This window comes from Ferrimonas sp. YFM (assembly GCF_030296015.1).
Classification (GTDB): domain Bacteria; phylum Pseudomonadota; class Gammaproteobacteria; order Enterobacterales; family Shewanellaceae; genus Ferrimonas.
Window position 1 is genome coordinate 3484662 of record NZ_AP027368.1, and the last position, 19299, is coordinate 3503960.

At 59.8% G+C, this 19299-nt stretch carries 16 protein-coding genes; 6 read left to right on the forward strand and 10 right to left on the reverse strand.

The features are described 5' to 3' along the window. Window positions 1-202 precede the first annotated feature (202 nt). Complete coding sequence (locus tag QUE41_RS16135; RefSeq protein ID WP_286340022.1) at window positions 203-1108, forward strand: manganese-dependent inorganic pyrophosphatase; 906 nt, start codon at window positions 203-205, stop codon at window positions 1106-1108. A gap of 69 nt (window positions 1109-1177) precedes the next feature. On the opposite strand, the gene QUE41_RS16140 is transcribed toward QUE41_RS16135, so the two are convergent. Then, entirely contained in the window at window positions 1178-2050 is an 873-nt protein-coding gene (locus QUE41_RS16140; protein WP_286340023.1) for a hypothetical protein, read from the reverse strand. Window positions 2051-2275: 225 nt separating this feature from the next. Between QUE41_RS16140 and QUE41_RS16145 the strand changes: the two genes are divergently transcribed. Further along, on the forward strand, window positions 2276-3550 hold the full coding sequence (locus tag QUE41_RS16145; protein ID WP_286340024.1) for an O-acetylhomoserine aminocarboxypropyltransferase/cysteine synthase family protein: 1275 nt from the start codon (window positions 2276-2278) through the stop codon (window positions 3548-3550). Window positions 3551-3591: 41 nt separating this feature from the next. On the opposite strand, the gene QUE41_RS16150 is transcribed toward QUE41_RS16145, so the two are convergent. From QUE41_RS16150 to QUE41_RS16160, 3 genes are all read right to left on the reverse strand, one after another. Continuing rightward, window positions 3592-3807, reverse strand: a complete 216-nt coding sequence (locus tag QUE41_RS16150; protein WP_286340025.1) for a DUF7661 family protein — start codon at window positions 3805-3807, stop codon at window positions 3592-3594. A gap of 86 nt (window positions 3808-3893) precedes the next feature. Continuing rightward, complete coding sequence (locus tag QUE41_RS16155) at window positions 3894-4637, reverse strand: outer membrane protein OmpK (protein WP_286340026.1); 744 nt, start codon at window positions 4635-4637, stop codon at window positions 3894-3896. Window positions 4638-4859: 222 nt separating this feature from the next. After that, window positions 4860-5123 (reverse strand): hypothetical protein, encoded by a 264-nt coding sequence (locus QUE41_RS16160; RefSeq protein ID WP_286340027.1) that lies wholly within the window; start codon window positions 5121-5123, stop codon window positions 4860-4862. Between the two features lie 537 nt (window positions 5124-5660). Here QUE41_RS16160 and QUE41_RS16165 point away from each other — a divergent pair. Beyond that, entirely contained in the window at window positions 5661-6806 is a 1146-nt protein-coding gene (locus QUE41_RS16165) for an efflux RND transporter periplasmic adaptor subunit (RefSeq protein WP_286340028.1), read from the forward strand. 12 nt (window positions 6807-6818) lie between these two features. Further along, window positions 6819-9968 carry an efflux RND transporter permease subunit gene (locus tag QUE41_RS16170; protein ID WP_286340029.1) on the forward strand — a complete coding sequence of 1050 codons (3150 nt, stop codon included), beginning with the start codon at window positions 6819-6821 and terminating at the stop codon, window positions 9966-9968. Between the two features lie 46 nt (window positions 9969-10014). Here QUE41_RS16170 and QUE41_RS16175 read toward each other — a convergent pair whose 3' ends face one another. Continuing rightward, complete coding sequence (locus QUE41_RS16175) at window positions 10015-10716, reverse strand: tellurite resistance TerB family protein (RefSeq protein ID WP_286340030.1); 702 nt, start codon at window positions 10714-10716, stop codon at window positions 10015-10017. 328 nt (window positions 10717-11044) lie between these two features. Here QUE41_RS16175 and QUE41_RS16180 point away from each other — a divergent pair, with 328 nt between their 5' ends. Together QUE41_RS16180 and QUE41_RS16185 are read left to right on the forward strand one after the other, a co-directional pair. Next, a complete protein-coding gene (locus tag QUE41_RS16180; protein ID WP_286340031.1) occupies window positions 11045-12757 on the forward strand; it encodes a hydrogenase maturation protein in 1713 nt (570 codons plus the stop codon). Window positions 12758-12860: 103 nt separating this feature from the next. Next, window positions 12861-13610 carry a GTP pyrophosphokinase gene (locus tag QUE41_RS16185; protein WP_286340032.1) on the forward strand — a complete coding sequence of 250 codons (750 nt, stop codon included), beginning with the start codon at window positions 12861-12863 and terminating at the stop codon, window positions 13608-13610. Window positions 13611-13619: 9 nt separating this feature from the next. Here the strand turns inward: QUE41_RS16185 and QUE41_RS16190 are convergent, their stop codons facing one another. The 5 genes from QUE41_RS16190 to QUE41_RS16210 form a co-directional block, all read right to left on the reverse strand. Next, window positions 13620-14099 carry a L,D-transpeptidase family protein gene (locus QUE41_RS16190; RefSeq protein ID WP_286340033.1) on the reverse strand — a complete coding sequence of 160 codons (480 nt, stop codon included), beginning with the start codon at window positions 14097-14099 and terminating at the stop codon, window positions 13620-13622. A 104-nt stretch (window positions 14100-14203) separates the two neighbouring features. Beyond that, a complete protein-coding gene (locus tag QUE41_RS16195; RefSeq protein WP_286340034.1) occupies window positions 14204-15808 on the reverse strand; it encodes an endonuclease in 1605 nt (534 codons plus the stop codon). Window positions 15809-16111: 303 nt separating this feature from the next. Beyond that, complete coding sequence (locus QUE41_RS16200) at window positions 16112-16732, reverse strand: 3'-5' exonuclease (RefSeq protein WP_286342958.1); 621 nt, start codon at window positions 16730-16732, stop codon at window positions 16112-16114. A gap of 68 nt (window positions 16733-16800) precedes the next feature. Then, a complete protein-coding gene (locus QUE41_RS16205; protein ID WP_286340035.1) occupies window positions 16801-17700 on the reverse strand; it encodes a YjjW family glycine radical enzyme activase in 900 nt (299 codons plus the stop codon). After that, complete coding sequence (locus tag QUE41_RS16210) at window positions 17691-19238, reverse strand: YjjI family glycine radical enzyme (protein ID WP_286340036.1); 1548 nt, start codon at window positions 19236-19238, stop codon at window positions 17691-17693. Before QUE41_RS16210 ends, QUE41_RS16205 begins: the two co-directional genes overlap by 10 nt. Window positions 19239-19299 lie beyond the last annotated feature (61 nt).

The window sequence follows — 19299 nt, forward strand, 5'->3', positions numbered from 1 at the left end:
AAAAAGGGAAACCTACATAGCCAAGCTCATCACAATCTGGAACGGGGCCAGCCTTCACGCATCTTTACCGGGCCCAAATTCAGGGAGTCCTAGCTTAAATCCGCCGCCGGGCTTTACACACCTGGCGGGGATTTTTATAGTAGCCGCCTCTCTGTCCGGAACTGGCCCGCTGTGGGGCCGAAGTAGTTAAAAGGATCCCCAAATGATCAACGTATTTGGCCATAAGAGCCCTGACAGCGATTGCGTCAGCTCTGCCGTGATTGCCGCCCACTGGCTGACCGCCCGTGGCAAAGACGCCACCCCTTTCCGCCTGGGTGAAGTCAGCCGTGAGACTCAGTTCATCTTCGATTTCGCCGGTGCTGAACTGCCTCCGCTGCTGGAGAAGCCTCTGAAAGGCGAGCAGGTATACCTGGTGGACTTCAGCGAAGCCGAGCAGGCTCCCGACGACATCAACGACGCCGACCTGGTGGGCATAGTCGATCACCACCGCCTGGGCACCCTGACCAGCGCCGCACCTCTGGAAGCCTGGCTGATGCCTCTGGGCTCCTCCGCCTCCGTGCTGTTCGAGCTGTTCGCCATCCACCAGGTTGAGATCACCCAGCCCATCGCCCGTCTGATGCTGGGCGCCCTGCTGAGCGACACCGTAGGCCTGAAGTCCCCCACCACCACAGATCGCGATGCCGAGATCGTCGAGCAACTGGCGCCTCTGGCCGGTGTAGACGTGGAGTCCTTCCTGGCCGATCTGCTGGCTGCCAAGACCAACGTCGAAGGCCTGTCCACGGAAGCGCTGCTGGATAAAGACGTGAAGAACTACGAGATCGCCGGCAAGTCCACCACCCTGGGTCAGCTGGAGCTGGCCGACTATGGTCAGGTGGAGCACGCTCTCGAAGAGATGCAGGCGGTGATGAACCAGCGCGTGGCCGACAAGGGCCTGGACCTGGCGGCATTGATGCTGACCAACATCCGTTCTGAAGAGACCCGTCTGCTGGTTGCCGGTCCTCTGGCCGACACCCTCAAGACCGCCAATGGCGACAGCCTGACCTTCGCCGGCTTCCTGAGCCGCAAGAAGCAGATGCTGCCCTGGGTGACCCAGGTACTGGCCGGCTAAGCCGACCAAAAAACAGAAAACCGGCCATCTGGCCGGTTTTTTTGTGCCAAAGCCTCAGGCGATGGAGGGCTAACCTCCTTGGATGGTGAAGGTCTTATAGCTGTAGTTGCCGTTGGGCAGCTTGGTGGCCAGGCCATACTCGCCATTGGTCAGCAGGGTATAGACTGCCGGGTCGCCCAGCTTAACCTTCTCGGGCGTATTGAGCTTCCATTCGTGGGCTATCTCTTCCAGGCGTCCCTCATACGCCTGACCACCCAGCAAAGAGGTGAGCGCCCAGTAGGTGTACTCGGTCACCATGCAGCTGTAGTCACAGGTGCTGTCGTCATAAGTGTACCAGGCCCCTTCCGGGTATTTAGCCGGAATAGAGGTAAAGCGCCCGCCCCTGGCCTGGTCCATAGCATCGGCGATCTGGCTCTCCGGTTTTTCCCCGAAGATCTTGGGGTACACCTGGGCATAGCCCACGTGGGTGATCAGGTGCAGCACCTCCTCCAATGACGCATCGAAACCGGCGGCACTGGAACCGCCAGGGTAGACCTCGCTGCCATAGAGATCCTGAATATTGTCCTGTTTGCCGTCACCCAGCTTATCGCCCAGCGCCTCCATGTCGGATTCCTTGGGCAGCATCACCAGGGTGGCCTTGCTGGCCACCAGCTTCTCCACCACCGCTTCGTTATCCACCAGGCCATTTTCGTCGTTGTCCAGGTACTGAGCCATCACCTGGGCAGCATGCAACATCTTGGTGCGATCGATGTTGGCTGTGGCGCGAATGGTTACCCCGAACACATCGATGGAGAGGGGAAGGGCTTTCTCCAGTGCCGATTCACCCGTGGTCGGCGGCGTGGTGCCACCACTGCCGGTGTTGTTATTGCTGTTGCCACTGCTGCCGTTACAGCCTGCCAGGACCAGGGCGGTCGCCAGGGCCAGAAGGGTCGGTTGCTTCACTGGGGCTCCTTAGGGTCTTAGGTGGGGTCAGTGACTGAGACTAACTTGCCGCCAACTGCCCGGGGGTAAGGGGGTGCAACCAGGGGTAAGCAACTGTAAGAGTGGGAGATTGGCTCTGTTTCACCATAAGCAGATTAAATAGTTATTTAACCAAAGCGACTATTTATCTGCACCAAGTTGGTGATAAAGTAATCTGTTCATCCCGAAAAAATAGGAAGTAGAAGTATGAAGCTGGAGTCCCTTGCACTGCACCACGGCTACGAGTCGGAAGCCACCACTAAGGCGGCAGCGGTCCCCATCTACCAGACCACCTCCTACACCTTCGACGACACCCAGCATGGTGCCGACCTGTTTGATCTCAAGGTGGCGGGCAACATCTACACCCGAATCATGAACCCCACCACAGACGTGCTGGAAAAGCGGGTGGCCGCCATGGAGGGGGGCATCGGTGCCCTGGCCCTGGCCTCGGGCATGGCCGCCATCACCTACGCCATCCAAACCCTGTGTGAAGTGGGCTCCAACATCGTCAGCACCAGTCAACTCTACGGCGGCACCTACAACCTATTCGCCCACACCCTGCCCAAGCAGGGCATCGAAGTGCGCATGGTCGATGCCAATGACTTCGATGGCTTCGACGCCGCCATCGACGCCAACACCAAGGCGATCTTCTGTGAGTCCATCGGCAATCCGGCGGGCAACGTAGTGAATCTGCGCGCCCTGGCGGACATCGCCGACAAGCATGGGGTACCACTGATTGTGGACAACACCGTGGCCACCCCCTTCCTGTGCCGCCCCTTCGAGCATGGCGCCCACATCGTCATCCACTCCCTCACCAAGTACATCGGCGGCCACGGCACCGCGGTGGGGGGCATCGTGGTGGACTCAGGCAAATTTGACTGGGTGGCCAACAAGGAGCGATTCCCCATTCTCAATGAACCCGATCCCTCCTACCACGGGGTGGTCTACACACAAGCTCTGGGCGACGCCGCCTTTATCGGCCGCTGCCGGGTGGTACCCCTGCGCAACACCGGCGCCGCCATCTCCCCCCACAACGCCTTCCTGATTCTGCAGGGGCTGGAGACTCTGGGGCTGCGGATGGAGCGTCACTGCTACAACGCCAAGAAGCTGGCCGCTTACCTGTCCGATCACTTCAAGGTGAAGTGGGTCAACTACGCCGCCCTGCCCGCCAGCCCCCATTTCGACAACTGCCAACGCTTCTGCGGTGGTCAGGCGTCAGGCATCCTCAGCTTCGGCATCCGCGGTGGCCGCGAGGCGGGCGCCCAGTTTATCGATGCCCTGCAGATGGTGCTGAGGCTGGTGAACATCGGAGATGCCAAGTCTCTGGCCTGCCACCCAGCCACCACCACCCACAGGCAGCTCAACGAAGAGGAGCTGGCCAAGGCGGGTGTGAGTGAAGATCTGGTCAGGTTGTCGGTGGGGATCGAGAACATCGACGACATCATCGCCGATATCTCCCAGGCACTGGAGAAGGTGGAGTAACAACGCCTTTCGCAAACAACAAAGGGGCCGCAAGGCCCCTTTCAGCTTCTGCGCCTCACCCTGGGGTGACGCTCGGTAGCCAGTTCATGAAAGATGTCATCCAGATAACCGCACAACTCCGACTCATCCATGCCCGGTGGAAACACCACCTCGTGCACCCGGCTGAGCAGGCCAGTGTCAGATTCACGAAACAGCTGCCACTCCTCCCCGATGCGCGTCGCCACCATGGGGGTACCAAACAGATCAATCTTAACCATTCTTCCCTCCTAAGAAGTAGAATGGCCGAACGCCATTCAAAAGAAAAGGGGCCAGTCGGCCCCTTTCTGTTTATCGCGCCCTGTTATTACAGGTGATATTTCACGATAAAGGAGTAGGTGCTCTGATCGATGCCCTTCACGCCGTACTTGTTCTGCCAGTAATCATACTCGATACCGATGAACAGGCTGTTGGCCTTGGACTCGCCAAACAGTGAGCGACCCAGGTCATACTTGATCTGGGGATTGAAGTGCAGGTTCTCTTCGTAGGCGGCGTTGTCGGAGGAGAATACCCAGTCGATGTAGCCATCAACCACCAGGGCGGCGTTGCCCACGGGGATGTCGACACGGTAAACCGGAGTCAGCTGCCAACCTTCGCTCAGGTTGTTGCCACTCTGAGGGTCACGCTTGTAGGTGTTCAGCTGCAGGTAGGTGAAGCCAGGCACCTTCAGGTCCACACCCACACCATAGAGCAGGGCTTCTACGGGACCGCGACCAAACTCCTGGGTCAGTGCCAGGGAGAGATCGGTCACAGGGCCAGCCGCCAGCTCTTTGCTAAAGATCTTGCCGAAGCTGAAACGGGGAGAGATCTCGCCATAGGTGGCAGACTCGTCGGTACCGTTAAAGTCGATCATGTCGTAGAAGGCGAACCAGTCGCCGTAGCTGAAGCCACCGGCGGTTTCCAGGGTCACTGTGGTCTGACGGTGGGAAGGGGCCAGATCGTAGTCTTCGCCGTGAAGCAGAGTGGCACTGGCGTCCCACCATTGGATTGGGTTTTGGGCAAGGGCGGGCATGGACGCAAGCAGGGCCAGCGCCAGGGTAGTCTTTCTCATTGTAGGGTTACCTTAATACAGCAGGCAGGGTGGGCCCCGCCATTTTCTTTATAGTTAGGGGTTTCCCCATGGGAAGGGAGGCCTTTCCATGGAAAAACCCGGGCAATATAGAGAACAACACTCAACAATTCAAAAACTTTGGTAACCAGCGCTTAATATATAAACACCGGCTCAAGAAAGGGGCGATTTTGTGGCCTGGATCTCATCAGGCCAACGGAGGGATCAGGCGGTGGTATCCAGCAGGTTGCCGAGCATCTCATCACTGCGGCGCAGCACGCTGGCACCGGCGGCGCTGTAGAGCGGTGCCTGGGTGGCGGACAACAGAGCACTCTCCACCGAGGGCTTGGCAGAGACCGGCTTGAGGTTCTCTTGCTGGGCGCTACCGCTGTCCACCTGGGCAGTGGCGATGGTGTGCGCGTCCCGATCCAGTTGGGCCTGGCTCTGTTGAATCAGCTGGCTGCCGTTGTGAATGGCTGACATGGACATGGGAGACTCCTGCTGTTTGGATTCTCAGACTACCTTTATGGTCGCCAAAGAACAAGAATCAACTCAAAGCTTCCCAAGAGTGACAAATTAAATGAAATGGCATAGTCACATATTGACAACTTATTTTGGTTGTGAACAAAGGCCCGGTCTTAACCTAAGCTGAACCAAATTTGGATTTCTGCATAAGCGGAGATCTTTCTTGCGGATTTCATCCCGGAAAAATAGGCTTTGCCATAGAGATAAACAGCAACAAAAACCCCTGCCCCGCCCCTGGCACCCGCAGCCAAGGTCAAATAATATCAAAGAGTTGCACGATAATCTCATTCGACCCGCCATCATTCAGACCGTACATTTGACTGTCACTTCCCCCAGTACAACCAGCAACTTTACACTGGGCGTTTCTCTTACAATTTGTCGCACATTGTTGTCTTGTTATACAGGTGGAAAGTATGAGATAAATACCATCTTATTCTTTTCTCTTTGCTTATTTAGTCCGTCCCCGGGCTAGCACAGTCTATTCTAAAATTAGGAGTCCAGATGCGGCATTCGCTGAAGCTGGCCACGGCGGTGGCCGTAGCCCTGTCTCTGTCTGCCTGTGGCACAGAAGAGCCCGCAGCCAAAAACCCTGGCGGTCAACAAGCCGCTCAGGTCAATGTGGTGACCGTCACCCCCCACGCCCAAGCCATCAGTGTCGAACTGCCCGGCCGCAGCCGCGCCTATCTGAACGCCGAAGTGCGCCCTCAGGTCAGCGGCGTGATCACCGCACGCAGCTTTGTCGAAGGCGGCATGGTGGAAGCGGGCCAATCCCTGTATCAAATTGATGCGGCGCCCTATGAAGCGGCACTGATCAGCGCCAAAGCTGAGCTGGAGCGGGCCAAGGCCAGTGAACTGTCCACCCGCGCCACCTACAACCGCTACAAGGAACTGATCCACACCAGCTCCATCTCCAAGCAGGATCTGGATCTGGCTCAGGCTGCCTGGATGGAAGCCAAGGCCAGTGTAGAGATGGCCAAAGCCGCCATCAATCAGGCCGAGATCAACCTGGATTACACCAAGGTTGAAGCGCCCATCTCCGGACACATCAGCCGCTCTGCGGTGACCCCCGGCGCCCTGGTGACAGCTAACCAGGGGCAGGCACTGGCACAGATCTCCCAGCTGGATCCCATCAATGTGGACATCGTTCAGTCCAGCACCGAGATGCTCAAACTCAAGTCTCAGCTGGCCTCAGGCAAGCTGATGCAGTCCGACACCACCGAAGTGACCCTGATTCTGGAAGATGGCAGCGAGTACGCCCACCAGGGCACCCTGAAGTTCGCCGAAGTGACGGTGGATGAGGGCACCGGCTCCGTCAGCCTGCGCGCCGAGTTTCCCAACCCGGATGGCCTGCTGCTACCGGGCATGTTCGTCCGCACCCGCATGGTAGTGGGGACCGATCCTCAGGCACTGATGGTGCCCCAGAAGGCGGTGACTCGTAACCCCAAAGGGGAAGGCATGGCCATGGTGGTCAATGCGGACAACCAGGTGGAGGCTCGGATGATCACCACGGCCCAGGCCATTGATCATCAGTGGCGCGTTACCGCCGGCCTCAAGCCCGGCGATAAGGTGATCACCGAAGGGCTGCAGAAGATCCGTCCCGGCGCCACCGTCGTGGCCCAGGAGATCACCCAGATGGCATCCAAATAACCGGGAGAGTTCATGGCTCGTTTCTTTATCGATCGCCCCATCTTTGCCTGGGTGATCGCCATTATCGTGATGCTGGCCGGCACCCTGGCCATCACCACCTTGCCGGTGTCCCAGTACCCCAACATCGCGCCGCCCACCATCGAGATCAGCGCCAACTACCCCGGCGCCTCGGCCAAGACGGTGGAAGACACGGTCACCCAGGTGATCGAACAGCGGATGACCGGTCTGGATCACCTGCGTTACATCGCGTCTCAGAGCGACAGCTTTGGTAACGCCACCATTACCCTGACCTTCAACGCCGAGGCGGATGCGGATATCGCCCAGGTGCAGGTACAGAACAAGTTACAGCTGGCGATGCCACTGCTGCCTCAGGAGGTGCAAGCCCAGGGGATCAGTGTCAACAAGTCCTCCAGCGGCTTCTTGATGGTACTGGGCTTCGTGTCCCAGGATGGCTCCATGGACAAGGCGGACATCGCCGATTACGTGGCCGCCAACATCCAGGACCCCATGAGCCGGGTGCCCGGCGTGGGTGACATCACCCTGTTCGGCTCCCAGTACGCCATGCGCATCTGGCTGGATCCCCTGAAGCTGAACCAGTTCAACCTGACCACCAGCGACGTGGTGGCGGCCATCCGTGAGCAGAACGCCCAGGTGTCCGCCGGCCAGCTCGGCGGCGCCCCCTCGGTGGCCGCTCAGGAGCTGAACGCCACCATTTCGGCCCAGTCCAGGCTGCAGACTCCCGAGGAGTTCCGCAACATCGTGCTCAAGTCCGACATGGACGGTGCCAAGGTGTTCCTCGGTGACGTGGGCCGGGTAGAGATCGGCGCCGAGAGCTACTCGGTGACCTCCTTCTACAATGGTCAACCCGCCTCCGGTCTGGCGATTCAGCTGGCCACCGGCGCCAACGCCCTGGCCACCGCAGAGGCGGTGATGGCCAAGATGGATGAGATGCGTCCCTACTTCCCCGAAGGCTTGGATGTGGTGCTGCCGTTTGACACCACCCCCTTCGTCGGCAAGTCCATCGAAGGTGTGGTGCACACCCTGCTGGAAGCCATCGTACTGGTGTTCCTGATCATGTACCTGTTCCTGCAGAACTTCCGCGCCACCCTGATCCCCATGATTGCGGTGCCCGTGGTACTGCTGGGGACCTTCGGCATCCTGGCCGCCACCGGCTTCTCCATCAACACCCTGACCATGTTCGCCATGGTACTGGCCATCGGCCTGTTGGTGGATGACGCCATCGTGGTGGTGGAAAACGTGGAACGGGTGATGTCCGAAGAGGGCTGTTCGCCCCTGGAAGCCACCCGCAAGTCCATGGATCAGATCACCGGCGCCCTGGTGGGTATCGGCCTGACCCTGTCTGCGGTGTTCGTGCCCATGGCCTTTATGTCTGGCTCAACCGGGGTGATCTACCGTCAGTTCTCCATCACCATTGTGTCCGCCATGGCGCTGTCGGTGCTGGTGGCGGTGATCCTGACCCCGGCCCTGTGCGCCACCATGCTCAAGCCAGTGAAAAAGGGACACGCCTACACCGACAAAGGCTTCTTCGGCTGGTTCAACCGCAGCTTCAATCGCTGGACTGACCGTTATGAGGGCAGCGTTGGCGGCATCCTCAAACGCACCGGCCGGGTATTCGGCATCTACCTGATGCTGGTGGTGGCCACGGGCTGGATCTTCCTGCGCATGCCCACCGCCTTCCTCCCCGACGAGGATCAGGGGGTGATGTTTGTCCAGGCGATTCTGCCCGCCAACGCCACCCAGGAAAGCACCCAGAATGTGCTGGATCAGGTGAACGACTACCTGCTGGAGCAAGAGGGCGAGTCTGTGGAGTCGGTGTTTACCGTATCCGGCTTCAGCTTCGCCGGCATGGGCCAGAACATGGGCCTGGCCTTCGTCAACATGAAGCCCTGGGATGAGCGCACCGCGCCGGGGACCGATGTGCAGTCCGTCGCCGGCCGAGCCATGGGCGCCTTCTCCCAGATCAAGGAAGCCCTGGTGTTTGCTTTTGTGCCGCCTGCGGTATTGGAGCTGGGCACCGCCAACGGTTTCGATCTCTATCTGCAGGATAAGGGCGGCAAGGGTCACGACGCCCTGATTCAGGCCCGCAACCAACTGTTGGGAATGGCCGCTCAGGAGCCCAGCCTGGTGGGGGTTCGCCCCAATGGCCAGGAGGACGCCCCTCAATACCAGTTAGACATCGACCACGGCAAACTGCGCGCCCTGGGACTGAACATCACCGAGGTGAACAGTGCCCTGGCTACCGCCTGGGGTGGCGCCTACGTCAATGACTTCATCGACCGCGGCCGGGTGAAGAAGGTGTTCGTCCAGGGTGAGGCGGAATACCGCATGCAGCCTGGGGACCTGGATACCTGGTATGTGCGCAACAACCAGGGTGAGATGGTGCCCTTCTCCGCCTTTGCCACCGGCCACTGGGAGTATGGCTCCCCCCGCCTTGAGCGTTTCGGCGGTCTGCCGGCGGTGAACATCCAGGGGGCCACCGCGCCCGGTATCAGTACCGGTGACGCCATGGAGACCATGGAGCGTCTGGCCGGTCAGTTGCCTCCGGGCTTTGGCATCGAGTGGAACGGCCTCTCCTATGAGGAGCGCCTCTCCGGCAACCAGGCTCCGGCCCTGTACGCCCTCTCCATCCTGGTGGTGTTCCTGGTGCTGGCGGCGCTGTATGAAAGCTGGTCTGTGCCCTTCGCGGTGATTCTGGTGGTGCCCCTGGGGATCATTGGCGCCCTGCTGGCCACCTATGGCCGCGGGCTGTCCAACGACGTGTTCTTCCAGGTGGGTCTGCTCACCACAGTGGGTCTGGCCACCAAGAACGCCATCCTCATCGTGGAGTTCGCCAAGGAGTACTACGAGAAGGGCGCCGGTCTCATCGAGGCCACCCTGCACGCGGTGCGAGTGCGTCTGCGTCCGATTCTGATGACCTCCCTGGCCTTCGGCCTGGGCGTGGTGCCCCTGGCCATCAGTACCGGCGTGGGCTCCGGTGCCCAGAACGCCATCGGTACCGGCGTACTGGGGGGCATGATGAGCTCCACCTTCCTGGGGATCTTCTTCGTGCCGCTGTTCTTCGTGATAGTGGAGCGTATCTTCAGTCCCAAGGAGCGCAAACAGCCTGAGGCGACACCTCAGCCGGCAGAAGCCGAATCCTAGAACGACAAAAGCCCCGCAGAGCGGGGCTTTTTCTTTGGCGAATGCATCAGACCAGTTGCGCTTCCAGCTGGGCCACCAGTTCTGGCTGCAGCTGCAGCTGATTGGCCAGCTCCTTAAGATAGGCCTGCTCCATGAAGTTCTGTTCATCCACCATGATCACCGACGCCAGATAGACCTCGGCGGCCTCCTCCGGGCTGGACACCGCAGCGGCCACTTCGGTGGGATCCAGGGGCTTATCCAGCTCCTGTTGGACAAAGTGGCTCACCTCGGCAGAGGCGCCCATGGCGTGCACCGCCTTGAAGATGCGCCCCTTCTCCTCGTCATCCACATGACCGTCTGACTTGGCGGCGGCGATCATCGCCTTGAGTACCACCATGGAGTGCTGTTCTGTGGGGGCGGGCAGCGCCTGAGGCTGGGGCACCGCCTGGGGCTGAGCAGTTGGCTGAGCGCTCTGCGGGCTTTCCGCCTGGCCCCCCTGATTGGCCTGCCAGTCATTGAACACCTTATACGCCAGGGCCCCCAGGGCGGCGGCCCCCCCGAGTTTGGCGGCCTTCTTGCCCATCTTGCGCCCCTTCTTGGAGCCCACCAGCATGGTCAGCAAGCTGCCACCGACGGCGCCGCCAATGGCTCCCTTGGTCATGTCGGACATGCCTCCCTGACCACTGCCCTGACTCAGCCCGCTCTTAGCCTGCTTGGCCATGTCACCGCCACTGGCCATCACTTGATTAAGTAACCCTTTGAAATCCATCCATTCCCTCCAGATCTCTTTGCCTCCCCTCGCGGGGAGCGGCATTCGCTATGCCCATACCGTTGTTTTTCTGAACGTTTCCAGCATAGACGAGGCCAGAGTCTCTGTTAAGCCTGCCTTTGTAACCAGACATTGGCACTGCGCAGGGGTGACCCTGTAGCCATTCCTTTGCCGAGTTGAGAACAGAAAGTAGCAAACTTAATACCGCTTTTGTGAAGCCGCGCATCCTTTGCCCTTTTCCTTGGCCATGAAAATGATTCACCATTGGCAACCAATATGCGGCCCAGGGCCGTGCCGGAAGGACTGGAGTGGGGAGGTATCGTCTTTCATGCGGGTATTACTGCTGGTCACGGCCTTTAATGGCCTGTCTCAACGTATCTATGGTGAACTCAAAGCCCAGGGGCATACCCTGAGCGTGGTGCTCGGTGGCAATGAATCCGAAGTGCGTGACGCCGTGGAGCAGTTCGAGCCCGAGTTGATCCTCTGCCCCTTCCTGAAGCACCGCATCCCCGACGACATCTGGCAGCAGCGGCTGTGCATCATTATCCATCCTGGCATTCAGGGTGACCGCGGCCCCTCCTCCCTGGACTGGGCCATCATCGATCGGCAAACCGAATGGGGGGTAACCGCCCTGCAGGCGGATGCCGAGATGGACGCCGGTGATATCTGGTCCACGGGCAACTTCCCCATGCGGGAGGCCTCCAAGGCCAGCCTCTACCGCCGCGACGTCACCGCCATGGCCTCCAGACTGGTTCAGGAGCTGATGGCCAGGGTGGCGGACAAAGGGTTTTCTCCCGAGCCTCTGGATTACAGCGACCCAAAGGTCAAGGGCGAGCTCAAGCCGCTGATGAAGCAGCCGATGCGCAGCATCGACTGGCTGGCCGATGACAGCGACACCATCCTCCGCAAGATTCGCGCCGCCGACAGCTTCCCCGGCGTGCTCACCGAACTCTATGGAGAACTGGTCTACCTCTATGGTGCCCATCCCGAGTCGACACTGGGGGGCGCCCTGCCCAAGACGCCCCTGGCCACCCGTGACGGCGCCCTGTGCATCGCCACCACAGACGGCGCCATCTGGGTCAGCCATATGAAGCTCAAGAGCGATACCCCGCAGTTCAAGCTGCCGTCGGCCTGGGTATTGAAGGCCCACCTGGATGGGGTGCCCGAACTGGCACCACCGCTGCTACCGGAGATGACCGCTCCTGGGTTTCAGGAGATCCGCTACCGGGAAGCGGATGGGGTCGGCTATCTGCATTTTGACTTTCACAACGGCGCCATGGGCACCAGTCAGTGCCGCCGCCTACTGCATGCCTATCAGGCGGCCTGCCGGCGTGACACCCGGGTGCTGGTACTTATGGGGGGAGAGGATTTCTGGAGCAATGGCATCCACCTCAATCACATCGAAGCGGCCGACAACCCTGCCGACGAGTCCTGGCGCAACATCAACGCCATCAACGATCTGGTCAAAGCGATCCTGCTGACCGACGACAAGCTCACCGTGGCTGCTCTGGGCGCCAACGCCGGGGCCGGCGGCGCCATGATGGCGCTGGCCTGCGATCAGGTGGTGGCCAGAGAGGGGATTGTTCTCAACCCCCACTACCAGAGCATGGGGCTCTACGGCTCCGAGTACTGGACCTACTCCCTGCCCAAGCGGGTTGGCGAAGCCAGGGCTCGCCAGCTCACCCAGGCCTGTCTGCCGGTGGGGACCACCCAGGCCCTCAAAATGGGACTGGTGGACAAGGTCCTCGAAGAGGCGGCCTCTTGCTATGAACGCCAGCTCAGCGACTACTGCCTGACCCTGGCCAGCGATCAGGAGTTTCACAGCAGGTTGAAGGCCAAGGCGAGGACCCGAGCCCGCGATGAAGCCCGCCACCCCCTGGCGGAATACCGCCGTCATGAACTGACCAAGATGCACCACTGCTTCTACGAGCCGGACAGCCACTACCACAGACTGCGCAAGGAGTTTGTCTACAAGGTGTGCCCCTGCTCGACCCCACAGAGACTGATTTACACCGATCCTAGGGTGAAACGCACCGGCTAGCCCCGCCATCCGGCCCTCGCGGCACAGGGCCGGTACCACTCTGATAAATCCCGGGCGACTCAGGATAAATTATTGATATAAAATAGGGATAATTAAGGACCTGATGGACATTTTCGAGGATCCCATGACTCAAGGACGTACCCTCACTCCCGAGGATCTCAAGGCCCGGGCAATCCGCTTCTACGAACGTTATGGCAAGGATATGGAGCAGATCAGCGATCTGCTCAACATTCGGTTAAGCCAACTGGCCCAGGCCTACACCCTGGAGAACGCCCTGCCTCAGGAGGCCATCACCATCACCACCCGGGTTAAAAGCCTGGGCAGCTTCCTGAAAAAGCTGGAGAAACGTGGCTGGCCCCAGTTCTACTACCCCACCGAAGTGATTCAGGACTTGATTGGCGCCCGGGTGGTGTGCTGGTTTGTGGATGACTGTCGCGGCATGGAAAAATTCATCGCCGGCTCCAAGCACCTCACCATCCATGAAGAGATTGAAGACTACATCGACGAGCCCAAGCCATCGGGTTACCGCTCCATCCATCTGCTGGCAGACGTCGGCTATGACAGAGTGCACCGCAGCGGACGAGAGGTGGAGATTCAGGATGGGTCCATGGTGTGTGAGATTCAGATTCGCACCATGCTTCAGGATGCCTGGGGCCAGATTACCCACGAGTTCCACTACAAGGCTCAAAGCGCCGGGGTAAACAACCGTTTCTATGAGCGGATCCTGGCGGAGATCGCCAGTCGCCTGAGTAACGAGGACAACTCCCTGCTGACCCTGAGAGATGCCTACCAGGATCTGGCCAAGGAGCAGATCAAACCCTCCTCCCATGAAGGGATCAAGGGCGCAGATTAAGCCGGGCCGCTACCAGCGGATATCGATGGGCGTCCCCACGGGCACCAAAGCCATAAACTCGTCCATCTCGTCATTGGTCAGGGCGATGCAACCATCGGTCCAGTTGAACCATTGGGTCAGCGGCGCCAGCCACCCCAGGCCATTGCGCTGGCCATGCACCATGATCAGGCCTCCCGGGGAGACGCCGCGCTCTGCGGCACTCTGCCGGTCCTGCTCATTGGGATAGCTGATGTGCATCGCCCGATAGAAGCTGGAGTCCTCTTTGGCATAGTCGAGTATGTAGCGCCCCTCCGGGGTCTTCTCATCGCCCTCCTGCTGCTTATGCCCCTGAGGATTGGCGCCAAAGGCCACGGCGTAACTGCGCACCACCTCGCCCTGGCCCACCAGCTCCATACGCCCCTCTGACTTATCTACCCTGACCAGGTCCACCTGGGCCAGGGTGGGAGGGCTCACCAGCGCCATCAACAGCACAATGTTTTTAAAATTCACACCCTTTCCTTCCGTTCCAATGTCGAAGTCAGCATGCCGGGGCCGGAACTGAAACGCAATAAACAAAGGGCCACCCTCAGGTGGCCCTATCTGCGAAGAGACCTTTACCAGATCATCTCCACAAATTCAGGATGGTCGACGAAGGGGTTACGGTTGCCCTGATGCTCAAACGCCGCCTGGTTGCGATCCCGCTCCTTCTGACTCACAGGATCATCCAGATGCCACTGCTTCAGCAGGGCCAGCAGCCAGGGTTCGAACACCCGGTCCGCGCTGCCGTCCAGCACCAGATCGGAGTTGCTGCTGTTGCTTTCCCAGCCGGCAACCTTGTCCTGGTAACGGGTGGCCATATAGAAGTAGGCACGGGCCAGATCGCCCTTGAACTCATCGATGGGTTCAAACAGGGTGCGACCACTGGCATCGGTGCCCAATTTGGAGCCATTGCCTGAGGTATAGCTGGCGCTGACCACCTCGCCATAGGGGTAGTTGCTGCGCTTGGCATTCACATAACCATCGGTGGCAAAGATGTGGTGCACATCGGAGTTCATCGGCTCCACCTTGCCGCCAAACCAGCTCTTGGGGAAGGAGTGCTCGCGGTTGTAGCAGTCGCCCTCGCGGCTGTAGCTGCCACATTGGTCCTGACCGGCGCTGAAGTGGACGCTGTCACCGGACGTAGGCTTCTCCGAGTAGATGTCCAGGATGGAGCCATCGTTCTCGTAATAGTTGTCCAGCTCATTGGCCTGGTAGAATTGCCACAGGGCGCTGTACCCTTGGGAGGAGTGTCCCTTGATGATGTTGTGCAGTTCATTCTTGAGGGAGTAACCGGTCATGCCTTCGGCACTCAGGTAGTAGGCTTCCAGGTTGGTGGCACCGCCGTTGTCACCACCACCGTTGTCACCTCCGCCGGCGCCCACGGTAAAGCTGCTGCTCTGGCTGTAGGTGAACTGGCTCCCCTGCACCACCACCTGTCCACCGATCTCGATGCTGTAACCGGCACTGCCCAGGAGTCCGTCACCATAGCTGTCGTTGATGGTAAAGCGGTAATCCCCGTCGGCCAGGCAGAAAGTCTCTGTCACCTGTTCATTGTTGCCATAACCGTTGCCACTGTAGAGCTCAGTGCCCTGGGCATCGGCCAGATTCCAGGAGGTTTCGCTGCCATAACCATCTGTGGTCAGGGACAGAGTTGCCTCGGTATCCTCGCAGCCGGGCACGGGAGTCGAATCATTGCGTGGACGGAAATTATCCACATAAACGGTCTCGTTGCCGTCGAAGCCGCTTTCATCATAGAAGCGCAACCCGACCTCTATGTTGCCTGTGCTGCTGGGGGTATAGCTGTGGCTCAGCGTCTGCCACTGACCGGTCAGTGCAGGATTGGAGTAACCCTGGTAGGCGCCCACATAGAGTCGTGCCTTGACGTTACCTTCGGTGTGGTAGAGATCCACCGACACCTCAATGGGCACCCCGGCGGTCACGGGAATGGACTGCCTGAAATCGGTATTACTCTGAGTTCCGGTCAACACCTCCACCTGAGCGGAGCTGTTGCCGGTGGTGGCATAAGCAGTCGACTGACTGAGACGAATGCCACTGTCTATGGTGGTCCATCCCTGCGGCGTTCCACCGCTCCAAGTTTCAAAATCGCCATTGTCTATCTGTGCCTGAGCGGCACCGGACAGCAGTAGTAGAGCCCCGGAAAGGCCGATTAGCTGTTTCATCCTGTTTCCTCGCGTCATGACGCCACCTGAAGGTGGCTTGTTGTTGTTTCCCTGCCGGTGCAACACACCGGCTGACAGCTGCACTCGTAAACGTGTGCAGCTCGGATACTGACCAAATGATGTAATATTTCAATCATTAATCGAGAAAAGACTGTTCAAAATCAACTTTTTTGATTAACAAACGAAACATAAGCACAACAGATGCACACCTGGCACGCCCATCCTTCCAGTGGGAGCGCACCACAATGCAACACAGTAAAGTGACAGGATTTTTATCGACTGATTACGGGGCCTGAAAGGGGATCAGGCCAGGGAGGCAAGCACCCGGGAAACTTGGGCCTTGGGGGTCTTGGACAGCTTCTTCAACTGAGCAAAGCGAGGGGCACTCACTCCCCAGTCTCCTTGCAGATCCGCCAGCATCGCCATCCACAGATCCGCAGTCATCTGGGCATCGGCCAGGGCGCGGTGGAACACGCCATCATGGGGAATGGATTTGAAGGTCACCAGGGAGCCCAACTTGTGGTTGGGCGCTTCGGGATAGAGGCGGCGGGCCAGCAGCATGGAGCAGACAAAGTCTCCGGCATAGTCCCGGCCAACGGCCGCCAGCTCGGCGTCCAGGAAGCGTTGGTCGAACGACGCGTTGTGTGCCACCATGTTGCAACCGTCGATGAAGTCGGCAAAGCCATCCATCACCTCATCGCACCCCGGCGCACCCGCCAACATGGCGTTGGTGATGCCGGTATAGCCTTCGATGAAGCCACTGACCCGAAACCCTGGGTTCATCAGCTGCTGGAACCGGTCGACCACCTGCCCCTGGTGCAGCTTGACCGCCCCGATCTCTATGGCTCTGTCCCCCTGATTGGGAGAGAGGCCGGTGGTTTCAAAATCGAGCACCACCAGGGTATCGGCAGGCGTTTGGGTCAAGGCAGACATAGGTGTTCCAGTAGCAGTTTGGGGGCCAAGCTTACCCTAAGGCCTGCTGGGTTTACAGCTCAGAGGCGCACCAAGGGCAGCAATGTGACGCCCGCTTCAGACAGCTGGCCATACAAGGCCTCCACACGCTCTGAGGTGGTTTCGGCCAGACTCTGGCCCCGTTCGCCGACGCCGTGGTGCTGATAGCGATTGAGACGGAGCGCCGGGGGACTGGGCAGCGAGTGGTAGAGCTCGATGAGTGCCGTCAGTTCGTCGTCACCGTCGTTGACGCCCTCCACCACCAGCCAGCGAAGCTCCGCCAGCTTGTTCGCCTGGGCCAGCAATTTAGCGCTGGCCAGCACCTGCTGGTTATCCCGGCCGGTCAGGCGCTTGTGGATGGCCGAATCCATCCCCTTGATGTCCAGCATCATCCCATCCACCCGCTCCAGCAAGGCCGGCCAGTGGCCCGCCGCCAGCAGGCCGTTGGAGTCGATCAACCGCCCCAGGTGGGCAGTGCGGCGATCCTGGTCCAGGGCATCACACAGCCTGACCAGAAACTGACGCTGCAAGGTGGCTTCGCCGCCGGAGAAGGTGACGCCATCGAGCAGAGGAGCATGACGGGCAATGCGCTCCACCAGAGAGGCCACATCGAAGCTCACCGCATTGGGGTTGCCACTTCTGGGGCAGTGAGGCAGGCAGAGATCGCAGCTTTGACACTGGCTTTCGTCACACAATTTGCGCTTACGCTGGCCAGAGCCCCGCTCAAGGGACAGGGCACCGTTGGGGCAGTGTTCGATGCAGTCGCCGCAATGGTTGCACTGGCCTATGGTCTGGGGGTTGTGACAGCCGGGGCAGTCCATGTTGCACCCCTGGAAGAACACCACCAGGCGGCTGCCCGGACCATCCACACAGCTGAAGGGCAGGATGCGGCTCACCATCCCGGGCCGGGGAGCCACTGGGGTCAGGGCTCTTATTTCCACAGGGAAACCGGGTGCTGCTCCTGACTGACCACCCTGGCCTGACGCTCAAGAATTTTCACCACGTCCACCGCCTCTGCACCCAGACAGGTGGAGTTATGCCGCTCCGCCTGATGGCGGAACTTGTCGATGTCGGAGCGCTTCACCATGTAACCGGTGACCCGGACCAAGTCGTTGTCCGACAGGTTGGCGGTGAACATCTTCAGGCCCATGCCAAAGCCGCCGCTGACCAGCCGCTCCAGGGCGCCGGGGTTGTGACGTATGGTCGGGTCCAGGCCAAAGATGTCGCTGATGCCGCCATCGAAGTATTGATGCATCGGGGCACAGGCGAGGATATGACTCAGGGGATCCGGCTCACTGCCCACGGGGATGCGGGTGCCGGCGGTCTCCTCCTTGTCGCAGGAGATGCCGGACTGGGAGTGCAGCCTCATCAGGCCGCCTTCACAGTGGATCATCTCCAGATGGTCCACCTGGCGACGATAGGCGGCGACAATGCGCTCACCCAGTGCGGTGGCTTCCCGGTCCAGGCCAAAACGACCTGGCAAGCCCTTAGCATCCATCAACAGATTCACCAGTTCCGCCAGCCCATAGATGCCAAACATGGCGGTAAAGCGGTCCAAGGAAACCAACCCCTCCTTACACAGGAAGTGATGGTCAAAGAAACCGGACTCCACCACCAGGAAACGGATGCGATGGGTCATGGCACTGGCCATCAGCTCTGAGCAGCGGGGCACCACGTTGTCGATGTAATCCTGCTCACTGCCGTCACACAGCTCATAGGAGCGCAGCAGATTCAGCCGCAGCAGGGTGTGAGAACCGCCCCCAAGGGGCAGGGCGTTGTAACAACTGACCACCCCGTAGCCCTTATCAAACTCGGCGTCGATCGCCTCATGGTTGGCCACATGGGGCTTGTTGCAGGCGATGATGTTGTCGGTGACCCGGCGCAGCAGGTCATCCGGGGTCACCCCCTGCTGGTAACGGAAGGTCAGGTTGGGCACCGACTGGGCCAGCTTGGCATCCACCTTGAGAATCATCCGTCCGACCCGGCTGTCCTCGGGCCCCAGGTTGGCGTGCACAAAAGAGTCCGGCAGGGTGCGATCCAACCGTTGCCAGAACAGGGTCAGGGCTTTCTCCAGGTCGGCATCGTTCACCCCTTCCACATAGGGCTCCAGCAGCTGGTCCAGGTGACCGAGGAACACCGGATAACCGGTCACCGACGGCACATTGAGGTAGAGGATGGAGAGGAAGTTCAGCGCCTCATCCAGATCCTGCGGCGGTGCCATCTCGAGAAACTCACTGCCCTGGGTCATCGCCCTGGCGTAATCCGGCAAGACGTACCTGGGCTTGAATGGGCTCTGACTCTCAAACATGTCATGGAGAATGCCACGCTCGAACGCCTGTTCCACCTCTTCGCCATAGGGATTTCTGGGCAGCAGAGACTCCGCCAGCTGGGCCAGGGCCAGCTGTTTCTGCGGCAGGGTGAGATTGGGATTGGTGATGTGGCCGAGCACGGCCTGCTGTAACTCTTCTATCTGGGACATGGGCGATCAACCACCGGGCCGCGTCGGGCCAAAACTTCAACTGCCCCCATTCTCTCCCCTG